General features: G+C 41.4%; 14 protein-coding genes. 6 read left to right on the top strand and 8 right to left on the bottom strand.

Going from position 1 to position 13,524, the window contains the following annotated elements; genetic code table 11:
• The first annotated feature begins 22 nt into the window (after positions 1–22).
• Positions 23–526 (top strand): hypothetical protein, encoded by a 504-nt coding sequence (locus H625_RS0102960; protein ID WP_169516107.1) that lies wholly within the window; start codon positions 23–25, stop codon positions 524–526.
• A 47-nt stretch (positions 527–573) separates the two neighbouring features.
• Here the strand turns inward: H625_RS0102960 and H625_RS0102955 are convergent, their stop codons facing one another.
• From H625_RS0102955 to H625_RS0102925, 7 genes are all read right to left on the bottom strand, one after another.
• Positions 574–2,574: a CocE/NonD family hydrolase gene (locus tag H625_RS0102955; RefSeq protein WP_026858579.1), complete on the bottom strand. Its 2,001-nt coding sequence runs from the start codon at positions 2,572–2,574 to the stop codon at positions 574–576.
• A 484-nt stretch (positions 2,575–3,058) separates the two neighbouring features.
• On the bottom strand, positions 3,059–3,943 hold the full coding sequence (gene rbsK, locus H625_RS0102950; RefSeq protein ID WP_026858578.1) for a ribokinase: 885 nt from the start codon (positions 3,941–3,943) through the stop codon (positions 3,059–3,061).
• Between the two features lie 21 nt (positions 3,944–3,964).
• Positions 3,965–4,900, bottom strand: a complete 936-nt coding sequence (locus tag H625_RS0102945; RefSeq protein WP_026858577.1) for a nucleoside hydrolase — start codon at positions 4,898–4,900, stop codon at positions 3,965–3,967.
• A complete protein-coding gene (locus H625_RS0102940) occupies positions 4,893–5,837 on the bottom strand; it encodes a nucleoside hydrolase (protein WP_035785075.1) in 945 nt (314 codons plus the stop codon). Before H625_RS0102940 ends, H625_RS0102945 begins: the two co-directional genes overlap by 8 nt.
• Before the next feature lie 77 nt (positions 5,838–5,914).
• Positions 5,915–6,409, bottom strand: coding sequence for a GNAT family N-acetyltransferase (locus tag H625_RS0102935; RefSeq protein WP_026858575.1), 495 nt, complete (start codon positions 6,407–6,409; stop codon positions 5,915–5,917).
• A gap of 14 nt (positions 6,410–6,423) precedes the next feature.
• Entirely contained in the window at positions 6,424–7,023 is a 600-nt protein-coding gene (locus tag H625_RS0102930; RefSeq protein ID WP_026858574.1) for a response regulator transcription factor, read from the bottom strand.
• Positions 7,004–8,062 (bottom strand): sensor histidine kinase, encoded by a 1,059-nt coding sequence (locus H625_RS0102925; RefSeq protein WP_026858573.1) that lies wholly within the window; start codon positions 8,060–8,062, stop codon positions 7,004–7,006. The genes H625_RS0102930 and H625_RS0102925 overlap by 20 nt, the downstream gene beginning before the upstream one ends.
• Positions 8,063–8,176: 114 nt before the next feature.
• On the opposite strand from H625_RS0102925, the gene H625_RS0102920 reads away from it, so the two are divergent.
• From H625_RS0102920 to H625_RS13960, 4 genes are all read left to right on the top strand, one after another.
• Positions 8,177–9,106 carry an ABC transporter ATP-binding protein gene (locus H625_RS0102920; RefSeq protein WP_026858572.1) on the top strand — a complete coding sequence of 310 codons (930 nt, stop codon included), beginning with the start codon at positions 8,177–8,179 and terminating at the stop codon, positions 9,104–9,106.
• On the top strand, positions 9,106–10,158 hold the full coding sequence (locus H625_RS0102915; protein ID WP_026858571.1) for an ABC transporter permease: 1,053 nt from the start codon (positions 9,106–9,108) through the stop codon (positions 10,156–10,158). The genes H625_RS0102920 and H625_RS0102915 overlap by 1 nt, the downstream gene beginning before the upstream one ends.
• Positions 10,145–11,275, top strand: coding sequence for an ABC transporter permease (locus H625_RS0102910; protein WP_026858570.1), 1,131 nt, complete (start codon positions 10,145–10,147; stop codon positions 11,273–11,275). Before H625_RS0102915 ends, H625_RS0102910 begins: the two co-directional genes overlap by 14 nt.
• Positions 11,276–11,354: 79 nt before the next feature.
• Positions 11,355–11,483, top strand: coding sequence for a hypothetical protein (locus H625_RS13960; protein ID WP_281170639.1), 129 nt, complete (start codon positions 11,355–11,357; stop codon positions 11,481–11,483).
• 50 nt (positions 11,484–11,533) lie between these two features.
• Here H625_RS13960 and H625_RS0102900 read toward each other — a convergent pair whose 3' ends face one another.
• A complete protein-coding gene (locus tag H625_RS0102900) occupies positions 11,534–12,472 on the bottom strand; it encodes an aldo/keto reductase (RefSeq protein ID WP_026858569.1) in 939 nt (312 codons plus the stop codon).
• Between the two features lie 151 nt (positions 12,473–12,623).
• Between H625_RS0102900 and H625_RS0102895 the strand changes: the two genes are divergently transcribed.
• Complete coding sequence (locus tag H625_RS0102895) at positions 12,624–13,514, top strand: fructose bisphosphate aldolase (protein ID WP_026858568.1); 891 nt, start codon at positions 12,624–12,626, stop codon at positions 13,512–13,514.
• The last annotated feature ends 10 nt before the right edge of the window (positions 13,515–13,524 follow it).

Below are 13,524 nucleotides of genomic sequence, written 5' to 3'. Positions count from 1 at the left end.
AATGATTATGCCGGTATGGCTAATGTGGTTAATTCCACCTGTTGTTTTTATGATAATACCTTTAAAAATGTTAATCGACTGGTTCGCTATTTATTTACCACTCGATAAAAAATATAACCGTAAAGAACTGACTGTAAAAGCGTCATGGAAAATTTGGCTGACGGATCTCGGTCTGCATCTCGCCGCCGTCGGAATTATGTACGCAGTATTATACATTGATCCGCTGTTCAGAAGTAACCCTACATCATTTGATGATGTTAAAGAAATCAGTAATGCTACACCCGACTGGATTGTTGCATTCTTCGAAGGGGTTATCGCGAATCCGTTCAACAGCATTTACAGTATGATTTTCGTCCTTATTTTATTCGTGGTTATTATTTTAATACAGTTTAAAATCACTCAGAAAATCTATGCAAAATTTGGTCTGGACGCTAAACAAGTTACCAAATCCAGTATTATCTCTACATTATTAATGGCACCGTGGATTATTATTATCCCAACTTCATTATTTTCATCAATAATTTAACAAAACAGTCCCTGCCGAATTTAAGCGGCAGGGACTGTTAGATTTTTCTAGTTAAAATCTCTCTTTACTGTCTTTTTCCATTCTTTATTAAAAACTTCTTTCCCATCTTTATAACCAATGAGTCGGTTTACAAGATAAAAGTTCTCATAATCGCATGTCATGATACTTTCTGTTTTCATTTCTGTTTTAATATCTGCATCTTCAACAACCACTGTCCAGTCACACTGCACTGAGGCAGATAACGGATTATCGTTGTTTATCGTGTAAATATTATGGTTTTCAGTACCGTAAGTGATACCTAAATGAGGAAGGAACCTTTGTCCTTCATTTGAATAATCATCCAGAATCCAATTATTCGTCGTCAGATCATTAATGACGTTTCTTGTACGGTAGCCTTCTTCAATAATTTCTTTTTCAAGCGGCGTTGCCATCTCAGCTGTCTTGTATTTCATTTCAACCGGCGTGTAATTTTCAACGTAAGGCAGGTCAAGTGAACTGTTGTTTAAATCCACTGTCAGTTCCACTTTATCTTTCGATGCCCACATCAGCGGCCAGTAGCTTGGCGCAAATGAAATTTCAATGCTGTGCCCTTTTGGTACAGTATAACCGATAACGTCAAACTGAATTTCGGCATCGATATATTCATCGATCGGCAGTTTTTCCGGATGCTCGTGACTGTTCACATGATTTAAATTCAATTGCCCTTTTGTAATCAGCGTACGTTTACCGTTAGGGTGAACGTCCGTTAAACGTACATGCAGATTTGCTTCATCGTGTGAAGATTTAACACGTACGTTTAGTTTCGCCTGTCCGGCGATGCTCAGTTCTTCAGCAGCATCCACTGAAATTGTTGTTGCCAGTGCGTTATCAATTGTCTGATCAGCCGCTAAATCGCCTTCCTGTCCAAACGGGCAGTACACACCTGAATAAAGTCCGTGATGCTGATTATTAGCAAGCTTAATTTCATCGTGAAAATGACTTAGAATATCGACGGATTCAAATTTTTCCGCGTATACGTCGATCCAGTTTCCTGCTCTATACTCGTAACTTGTCGACGGTTCGACACTGTCCTGAATATAAATATGGAATTCATCTTCGTGTTCAACTGCACTCTGATCGTCTGTAAACCATTTCGAAAACCAGTCGACACATTCCTGTAAATAACCGATTTGCGGCCCTGGAATCGCAAGATCTGGAAACTCGTGCGCCCAGGGTCCGATGATTCCTTTTTTCGGTACATTTAAATTATCCATCATACGATAAACAGCGTCCGTATAACCGTCTGCCCAGCCGCTCATTGTGAGCACAGGAATTTGAATATCATCATAGTTCTCATCGACAGAACCGTGCTTCCAAAATTCATCACGTCGCTGATGGCTGACCCATTCCTCAACGAAAGGCGGTGTGTTTTCCATGCGGTCTATCCACATATCGTACCAGCGGTCACCGACAAACTGCGGAAACGGCGGTCTCGCATTATAAGCAAACATCGTCGATGCCCACCACAGCATATCCGATGCCATCATTACACCGCCGCGGTAATGCACATCATCTGTGTAACGATCGTCTGTTGAACATAATGAAATAATCGTTTTTAAAGCTTTAGGCTGGCGTGCTGCGACCTGCAGCCCGTTAAACCCGCCCCATGATTTCCCTATCATGCCGACAGAGCCATTCGACCAGCTCTGGTTTTCTATCCAGCTGATAATATCTATAGCATCATCCTGCTCAGATATATGATACTCATCTTCAATAATTCCTTCGGAATCACCTGTACCTCTAATATCGACACGCATGGCAGTGAATCCGTTGCCTGCGAAATATTTATGTCTGATTTCATCTCTTAACGCTGTAAAATCATCTTTTCTGTACGGTAGAAACTCGAGGCCTGTTCCTCTAGTCACTTCAAGCCCTTTCGGCTGCCAGAATTTTGCCGACAACTTTGTGCCGTCACTCGTTTTAATCCAGCTATGATTCGTAATCTCGACATCATATGGCAGGTCTTCTATCTCGTTCACCTTGTTGTAATCTACATCGAATACTCCCATTATTGTCACCTCATAAAATTAATTTACTTCACTTATACTACACTACCCGGTAAAAACTTTAAGGAAAGACGATTAATCAGTGAATTCCTCTGTTTTTGACGCTTCCTCGGGAATGACAGCTTCATTGCGGAGCAAACTTTCTTTCTCGAAAATGACAGGCACTCATTGCGGAGCAAATGTTCTTTCTCGGGAATGACAGTCGCTCATTGCGGAGCAAACGCTCTTTCTCGGGAATGACAGCCTCTCATTGCGGAGCAAACGCTCTTTCTCGGGAATGACAGCCTCTCATTGCGGAGTAAACGCTCTTTCTCGGGAATGACAGGCGCTCATTGCGGAGCAAATGTTCTTTCTCGGGAATGACAGTCGCTCATTGCGGAGCAAACGCTCTTTCTCGGGAATGACAGCCTCTCATTGCGGAGCAAACGCCGAATAAAACAAAAAATACCCGGAAATCTCCAGATTTCCGGGTCAAATCAATATAAATTTACTGCTGCATTCTTTCCAGCACCTGTTCAGTTGTCGGCATCGCGTTTTGTGCACCGAATTTTTCTACGCTGATCGATGCTGCAGTGTTAGCGAAATAACAGCTTTCCTGCAGAGTTTTGCCTTGTGCAATGTAGCTGACAAACGCGCCGTTGAAGCAGTCGCCTGCGCCTGTCGTATCAACAACTTCTGCTTTCATCGTCGGCACATCGACACGGAATGCATCGACTGAATAGTAACAGCCTTTGCTGCCGCTCGTGACAACAAATTTATCGACGTGATCTTGTAAAATTTCAGGATGTGCAGCAGCCAGCTGCGTTAATTCAATCTGGTTCGGCGTAATATATGTACTGTGATTAATAATATTATCCGTCAGTTTCCTGGCCGGTGCCGGATTCACGACTAAATCGATATTATTTTTCCCGCACACTTGTGCAAGGTAATCGACTGTCTCCATTGGAATCTCAAGCTGTGTCACAACAACATCGCTTTCTAATATTGCTGACTGGTGTTTATCGATAACGTCTTTTGTAACATGAGCGTTTGCTCCCGGCACAACAATAATCGTGTTGTCCATCGGATTCACTGTAATCATTGCAATACCGCTTTCCACGTCGTCAATCATCTCAATATTATCGACATTCACACCTTCATTTTTCAGGCTTTCAATCATTTCAATTCCGAATGCATCGTTCCCCACTCTGCCGATAAACGTCACATCGCAGCCGAGTCTTGCTGCTGCAACTGCCTGGTTTGCGCCTTTACCGCCGCACAGTGTCGTAAATTTTTCTCCGGTCAGCGTCTCTCCTATTTTTGGATGACGTTCAGCTGTCACTACTAAATCCATATTTAAACTGCCCACAATTGTTACTTTAGGCTTACTCATCTGTTTTACCTCCAAGAATTACTATAAATTGCCCAGTTTATTCAGCAATATATTTTGAAACTCTGTTAAATCAATATCGTTAAGAAGCTTCACGTTACGTCCCGCTTCAGGTGCAGTTTTCCGCACATCGCACACTGTCATTCCACGGTTAATATCGTCCGTACAATCGACGTCAACGCTCACCTGCATTCCTTTAAATATCTCAGGATTTGTCAGATAAATTACCGCGACTGCATCATGTATATGCACAAGCTCGCTGTTAATATACGCTGGTGAATCGAAGTAGAATTTCAGCATCTCGCCGAATGTTTTCTGAACTTCGTTTGTACTGTTAAATAATTCTTCAACCTGACTGCGATTAAGCCCGCTCTTATGCGTCACATCAAGTCCGCACATTACAATCGGCAGTCCTGAATCAAACACGATTTTTGCTGCTTCCGGATCTCCCCAAATGTTAAATTCTGCCGTCGGTGTTCTGTTACCGAACGTGCCGCCACCCATTAAGACAATTTCTTCAATACGTTCAGATACTTCCGGAAATACTTTTAACAGCAGTGCAATATTAGTCAAAGGACCGACAGGCACGAGTGTCATTTTTTCATCTGCAGGGAGATTCATAATATAATCTCTGATTACCTGAAACGAATTCCCTGCTTCGGTCTGCTTCGCAGTTTTCGGCAATACAGTATTGCCGAGTCCTGTCTCACCGTGCACATGACCCGCATCTTCTTTAGTTCTTGTCAGCGGACCTTCCGCACCTTTAACAATAGGAATCTCCAGTCCGAGAAAAGAACTCAGTGCGAGTGCATTATTCGTTACGCGTTCAATCGTCTGATTGCCCGCTACAGTGGAAATTCCATGTATATTCAAAGTATCTCTGCTGGCAGCTGCTGCAGCCAGCGCAATCGCATCGTCAATTCCAGGGTCGCAATCAATCCATATATTTGTTTTATTCATTTTTATCTTTATCCCCAAACGAAGTTAAAATCTTTTCAAATAAAGTCCAGAATTCTTCTGTATCCACACCAAGTGCAACATTAGTATTCGGCTCTCTGCCTGTAACACTCAGCGTATCAATCACTGTCATACCGTATGAATATTCACCTTTTGTTTCTACAGTTACATTTAAATATTCTGTCTTAAATAGCTCCGGTTTTAAAAGATACATCGTCGTACATGCATCGTGAATCGGTCCGCCGTTAAAGCCGAAATGATCTTTATAGGCTTCTCCGAAAAAGATTAATAGTTCTTTAACAAAGACCGCAATTTCATTATCGATTTTACCAACACGTTCAATAATATCTTTTGTCGCAATCACCTGATGCGTCACATCAAGACCGAACATCGTAACAGGCACGCTGCTGTCGTAGACAACTTTCGCCGCTTCAGCATCCACAAAGATATTGAACTCCGCTGCCGGTGTCCAGTTACCGAATGTACCGCCGCCCATTAAGACAATCTCATCTATGTTTTCAATAATTCTCGGTTCTTTGATTAAAGCCATCGCAATATTCGTAAGCGGTCCAGTCGGAACCAGAGTAACCGGTTCAGCTGAATTCATTACCTGGTCAATAATAAAATCAACTGCGTGCCCTTCTGTCACCTGCATTTTAGGTTCAGCCAGCACCGGGCCGTCCATGCCTGTTTCCCCATGAATCTCAGGTGCGATTTCACTCACCTTTACCAATGGTCTTCTTGCACCCTGCACAACCGGCACATCCAGCTCCAGGAGTTCACAAATTTTTAATGTATTAATAGTATTTTTTTCGACTTCGACGTTTCCTGCAACAGTCGTAATACCTAAAATATTTAAATCACTGACATCAGATGCTGCAATAATTATCGATATCGCATCATCATGCCCTGGATCACAATCTAAAATAACATTTTTCATTAGTAAACACTCCACTTCATCATAGTTGTTAAAGTAATTATCTCATGTGACTCCTTAATTTTACAGGCAGACTATAATTAAATGTCTCTCTTCATTCTTAAAGAAACCTGCACTTCGCCTGATGCGCTCTTTGTTTCTTTTACCGACTGCTGAATAAAGCCGCGCGCTTTGTAAAATGGCAGCCCAAGTTCATTGTCCGCCTGAACCGACACCCATTGCTCAGCTGCACCTTTGTTCTTTTGATGTTCGGTAAGTTTATGTAATAATGCCTTGCCAATTCCATGATACCTGTATTTACTGTCGATATAAAATACATACACTTCAGCACGTTTAGCACCTGGGATTCCGCCGCCTATAACACCGACAGCGATGCCGTCATATACAGCAGTATAAGCATAGCTGCCTTTCTTAATATCCTGCTTCACTTTATCAGCATTGTACCAGTAATTAACCGTCTGCTGCTGAAACGTACTGCTCAATTTACCTTGAACTGTCTGTTTCCATCCCGTACTGCAGATTTCTCTGATGCGTTCAGCATCCCGAACTTCAGTTTTTCTGATTTCGAGTGTCATCCAAACACCTCCGTCTAGTTTTTATAATAATAAACGACAAGCTGAGTCCTGTCTCTTAAATCCAGCTTTGTCAGCATTTGAGAAATATAATTCCTGACTGTGCCTTCACTCAAGTAAAGATGCTCGGCAATTTCTTTATTATTATGTCCTTCTGCGACCAGTTCAATAATATCCTGCTCTCTCGTAGACAGCTCTGACAAATCTTTATGCGATGATGTTGCCGACATGCTTTTAACGATATTGCTGTCGAACACCATATTGCCTGACAGCACCGCTTCAATCGCCGGAATTATTCCCGCAAGATTATCTTTTAGTAAATATCCCTTGCAGCCGATATTCAGAGCTTCGTGAATATATTCATCATCTCTAAAGGTCGTAATCAGCAGAATTTTAGCTTCCGGGAAATCCGTCAATATATCTTTACTGGCCTCGAGCCCTGACTTCTCCCGCATACGGATATCTGTCATTAACAAATCGGGTCGATGTTCTTTATATAATTCAACCGCATCAAAACCGCTCGTGCCGGTGGCTGTAACATCGTAATTCGAATTCCCTACTATTGTCGACAGCGCCGACACTACAAGCGGATCATCATCAACTATTACTATTCTCATTTCCGAGCCCCTCCATGTAAAATATTGCGTGCACGATAAAGCCTTCATCATTAAACGTGTTCAGCACACCGCCGTACTTCTGCACGGCTTCTGTCATCGACTGAAGTCCCATGCCTCTGTTAAATTCCTTATCAGCATTGCCATTATCTTTAACAGTCAGTGCTAAAAATTTAGGATGTTCTTTAATGATTACTTTAAACGCCGATGCATTTGAATGCTTGCGGATATTCGTCAGTGCTTCCCTGACTAGTGACAGCATATCTATTTTCTGTTCATGAGTCAGCGTGATATTTACATCATATATAAATTCTTTCGAATAATCGTCCATTTCCCCGAGATAACTTTCAATTCTCGCCTCCAGGTCTATGGAAGTGTCATACAGATTATGAATACTGTGACGCACGTCTTCCATGCCTATCTTCAGTCTGTCCTGCAGCTGTTTTAATGAATGGTGCAATGTCTCTTCATCTTTAACATATTGCAGCGATTCAATCAGCAAAATACTGCTCGACAGAGAGTGACCAAGTGCATCGTGCATATCGCGGGCAATCCGGTTCCTTTCATTAAGTCCCGCCATATAAATATCTTTCTCGTGAGTCTTCATCAGTTCATTACGCTGTGCCTTTAAACGCATATTATCTTCAGTCAGCTGATCCCGCATTTCTCTGTTCAGCTGTTTCGCTTCCGACAATTTACTGGACAATACTGTCATGTAGAAAATAAGGATACTTAAAAACAGCAACGCCCATTCCTGAAACAGGACGATAGGAGCTAATGCAATAATCCCGTACCTGCCGTATTCTTTAAATATGATGTGAGAAACAAGCGGCAGGAAATACAGATAATTTATATCTATGTACACAAGAACAGCAAACATCACAATAATTATAAACAGCATATATTTTTTTCTGATGACATCAATGCTGAATGCTGCAATAAAAGATATTAGTATTACAGTTATATGCGTGTCATCTGAAGACAGCAGATAGAAAGCCGACAGCACTATAAATATCATAATCTTTTCATATATTTTTGACATTACTTCACCTCACAATATGACAATTGTCACCACAAATCATGACCCCGGACACTAACCGTACATTTATTTATATTATAAACTTAAATTAACCAATATAGTACAGGAGGCAATAATATGATTGCAATGGACAAAGTAGTTAAGAGATACAAAGACGTTATCGCACTTGATCACTTCTCTTTTCAGGCCAAAGAGAATGAGATTATCGGCCTGCTCGGTCCGAACGGCTGCGGCAAAACGACAGCGATTAACTGCATGCTTTCCTTACTGAAATTCGATCAGGGTACAATTGAACTATTCGGCCAACCGGTTAACCCAAACAACAATAAAACAAAACGCCGGATTGGCATCGTGCCTCAGGAGCTCGCTATTTTCGATAAACTGAACGTCGTAGAAAATATCGACTTCTACTGCGGGTTATACGTGACGAATAAAGCGGAACGTAAACAGCTCGTCAACGAAGCAATCGCTTTTGTCGGTCTTGAAAAATACAGAAAGTTCGTCCCGAAACAGCTGAGCGGCGGTCTGAAGAGAAGGCTCAATATTGCCTGCGGCATCGCCCATAAACCGGAAATCCTCTTCCTCGATGAGCCGACTGTCGCAGTCGATGCACAGAGCAGAAACTTTATTCTTGAAGGCGTTAAAAAGATGAAAGAGCAGGGAACAACTGTTATTTACACGACACATTATCTGGAAGAAGCCGAAGACTTATGTGATTCGTTCGTCATTATGGATAACGGACGCAATGTTGCGAACGGTACACTCGACGAGCTGCAGAAATCAATTTCGACGACAGAAAGTATCACTGTCAAATTTATTACTGAAGACGATACACTTGTATCACGCCTAAAACAAATTCCGCACGTCAACCAGGTATTACAATCTCAGGATAAGTACAGTATTCAATTCGAGAAAAATCATAACAACCTTGCAAATCTTATCCGTTTTATCGAAGATAACTCGCTGACTTATACAGAAATCGCGAGTGAACAGCCGTCGCTGAGCAGTATTTTCCTGGAACTGACAGGCAAGGAGCTGAGGGACTGATGAACTTTTTACGTCTCACCTATTATTTACTCGTCATTAACTTTAAAGATTTTGGATATATTTTTTGGACAATCGGCTATCCTCTGGTACTCGTAACGATTTTTATAGCGACGACGTCCAATCTCGGCGGCGAGGATATGACAAATATCGAAGTCGCTGTAACAGAAGACAACGAATACACAGAGGTGTTGAAACAGATTGACTTTATTACCGTTAATGAAATGTCCGACAGCACAGCAAGAGCAGAACTGGATGCAGAAAATGTTACGGGATATATTACAGAAGACGGCAGTTTAATCGTTCAGGGCAGCAGTTTTCATGCATCCGTTTTAGAATCTGTAATGAACCAGATTCACCAGACGTCTATACTCGGTGTCTCACCAGAAAACTTTAATTTTGAGGCTGACTTTATTCAGTCAAACGATATGGAGACAGAACCACAGGTTGTAATGTACTATTCAACAATCGCAATGGTCTCACTGTATACAGTATTTACAAGTATGGAGCTGATTTCATCGATGCGTCCGAATCTAAGTACAATGGGCGCCAGATTCTCCGCAAGCCCCTTCAGTAAAACAAAATATATACTCGCTAGTTCAGTTGCGGGCTTATTTCTCGGACTGATGTCAAACGCAATCCTAATCGGATATTTAATGATATTCAGCGAGTCGGTACTGTTTAACAACCTGCTCCCGACACTCGGCATCGTATTAGCCGGAAATATTGCAGGACTTGGTCTTGGATTTATTATCGGACTGACACCAAGAGTGAACATCAACGTAAAATCAGTCGTCCCTGTCGTCTTTATCGTCGGGCTGGCATTCCTTGCCGGGCTGATGGGACCGGGAGTCAGAACGGTAATCAACCGGGAAATGCCGCTCATTAATGAATTAAATCCGCTGGCGCATATTACAGATACAATCTACCGGGTAAATTTGATGGATAACTTCGAGAGCTACTGGCCGACAATATTATTTTTACTTGGCATTACGTTTGTCAGTTTCTTCATCACCTTAATTGCATTAAGGAGGAAACAATATGACCATATTTAAAATAATACTCCTCCACTTCTGGAAATTTAAATGGTTTATTATACCGCTGGCACTTATCTTTTTTGCCATCGCAGCACTGTTCAGTACAGCCGGCGGTACGGACACATTCGAAAGTGAAACGCTTGGGATTACTGTTGTGAACAATTCCGAATCAGAAACGTCGGAAGCACTGATTCAATATTTAAGCAGTTCACATGAAGTTGAAGTAATGACAGAGCCTGACCGCGAGCATTTGGAAGAACAAGTCTTTCTGATGGAAATTCACGGGGCAGTTATTATAGAAGAAAATTTTGAGAAACAGGTTAAAAACGGTGAACCTGCTGTTGAAATCATCAGCGACGAACGTGCAACATCAGCCGTTCAGCTGGAAAGTGAAATTTCTAAGTTTCTCATGTTTGCCAATGCCCAGTTTAATGAACATGGAGAACTCGACAAAGAAACACTCCAGACAGCATTAACCGACACTGTAAATGTTGAGCTGAACAATGATACGGTTATCGACACCGATGAAAACTATACGAATGCCGCAGCTTATACAAACTTCGCTGCTTACTGGCTCATGCTGTTCATTATGCTTTCAGTTGGTAACTTGATGTCTGAATACAATAAACCGGAACTTCAAAAACGCATTATTTCAGCACCGGTGTCATCAACATCGAGTGCACTCCAAATATTAGGTGCACAGTCACTGGTTGGAATTTTCGCAGTGCTGGTTATGTTCTTCGGTCTGATCGGGCTCTATTACGATCGCCTTGAAGGCATGCCGCTTGCACATATATTTGTAGCGCTGATGCTGATTATGGCCTTTACACTGGCTTTGCAGTATGCGATAAATGCACTGACGACGAATCGTTTTATCGTCAATGGCCTTGCAAACCTTGTCACACTGGGTCTCGCATTTCTGTCAGGCATTTTCATTCCAATTGAATTATTCGGTGACACCGCTCAGCGGATCGCGGAATTTTTACCGCTGTATCATTTCACACAAATTTACGCAGCAGCGGACATCACATGGAGCGAAGCGGCACTGTCCATCGGAATTCTCTTACTGTACACGGTCGCATTCCTGATTATCGGCATAATCTTCAGCAATCAGCGTAAAAGTACACAATTATGATGATATATTATATACTGGCTGTGAAGATATCTCACTCGAAGGGACGGGACGGCCTTTGAAAACCAAAACAGTTTCCGCCATGACGGAAAAAGGACTCGATAAGAAAATTGCAGAATTCTTTTACGACAATCAGTATATTGAAGTAATTGATATTAAATTCAGCGTGGGTTCAACGTTTGCAGTACTTATTCTTTACAGAGATAAATAAAGAACACCGGTTAAGGACATATCATAATGTTCTTAACCGGTGTTTTATTTTTAATTCATTTTAAATATTTCATCGATATATTCTACGTCTTTTGGATCCAGCTCAATATCGGCAGCACGCATATTTTCTTTAATCTGCTCGCCTTTTTTAGCACCTGGAATAATTACATCGAGCGACGGTCTCGTTAAATAAAATGCGAGAACAAGCTGTGCAACATCTTCATCATATTTTCTCGCAAGTTCTATTAACTTATCGACCTTATCCAGATTTTCTTTAAACTGATCTTCCTGATAAAACGGCAGGTTTGCACGTAAATCTTCAAACTTCGTGTTTTTATCGTATTTACCTGCTAAGAGTCCTGCTGCCAATGGAAAATACGGAATAAACGTAATTTTATTTGCCGATGTGTAATCCAGCATTTCTTTTTCCGCTTCACGGTTTAAAAGATTGTAATGATTCTGAATCACATCAACTTGATTATTTTTATTCGCTTCTGCCAGCTGTTCAACTGAAAAGTTAGACACCCCGATTGCTTTAATCTTGCCCTGCACTTTCATTTCATAAAGCGCCTCTACCGCTTCATCTTTCGGAGTATCTTCATCCGGGTTGTGAATATAAAACAAATCGATATATTTTGTCTGCAGTCTGTCCAGTGCATCATCCACTGCCTGCTTTAAAAATTCCGGCGAGTTATCGACGACCATATCACCGTTGTCCAGTTCACGATGTGCAGCTTTCGTTGCAATAACGACATCTTCCCGATTATACTCTTTTAACACTTCACCAATCAGTTCCTCAGAACGTCTCGGCCCATATATAAATGCAGTATCGAGCATTGTCACACCTGTATTAAGTGCGTCCCGTACTGTTTGTTTTCCTTCTTCTTCATTAACATCCCCGTATAAATTATAACCGCCTACAAAATTCGTGCCTAAGGCAATCGGATGTACTTTAATTCCCGATTTGCCTAACTCAACTAAATTTGTCATTTTACATACCTCCTGATATTCAACATATTCGATATCTTTCCTTTTAACAGATTAGTTAAACATCAGCGATATTAAAGATTAAGCCTTGCAGTAAAGCGCTTTTTTTAGCATACTATAGAGGAGTGGAAAACTATTAAAGGAGTGTTTTTTAATGAATCAAGAGCAACTTGATAAAGTAAAACAAGGTCATGGTTTTATTGCCGCACTTGACCAAAGTGGCGGAAGTACGCCAAAAGCTTTAAAAGCATATGGTGTTAATGAAGATCAGTATACTAATGAAGATGAGATGTTCGATATGGTACATGAAATGCGTTCACGTATCATTACTTCACCTTCTTTCACTTCTGATAAAGTACTTGGTGCAATCCTTTTCGAACAGACAATGGACCGCGAAGTTGAAGGACAGTACACTGGCAACTATTTAGCTGACAAAGGCATCGTGCCATTCTTAAAAGTCGACAAAGGACTTGCAGATTTAGAAAACGGTGTGCAGCTGATGAAACCTATACCAGATCTTGAGGATTTATTAGCACGTGCAAACGACCGTCATATCTTTGGAACGAAAATGCGTTCAAACGTACTTTCAGCTAACAAAGAAGGCATCACTGCAGTTGTAGAACAGCAGTTTGAAGTCGGGAAACAGATTATCGCTGCAGGTCTTGTACCTATCATCGAACCTGAAGTAAGCATCAATGCTGAGGATAAAGAAGCAATCGAAGAAATCTTAAGAGATGCTATTTTAGAAGAACTAAACGGCCTCGCTGAAGATGAGCTTGTAATGCTGAAGCTGACAATTCCTACTGTACCTAACCTGTACAAAGAACTTGTGGATCATCCGAATGTCATTCGTGTTGTTGCACTTTCAGGCGGCTACACAAGAACTGAAGCTAACAACTTATTAAAAGAAAATGACGGCATTATCGCGAGCTTCTCACGCGCACTGTCAAGCGACTTAAATGCATCACAATCTGCTGAAGAATTTGACAGCAGCTTAGCTGAAGCAATCGACTCTATCTTCGATGCATCAGTAAACAAAAAATAAGAATACTAAA

Source organism: Jeotgalicoccus psychrophilus DSM 19085, from assembly GCF_000425845.1.
In the GTDB taxonomy this organism is placed as follows: Bacteria; Bacillota; Bacilli; order Staphylococcales; family Salinicoccaceae; genus Jeotgalicoccus; species Jeotgalicoccus psychrophilus.
This window is presented reverse-complemented; position numbering and strand designations above follow the sequence as displayed.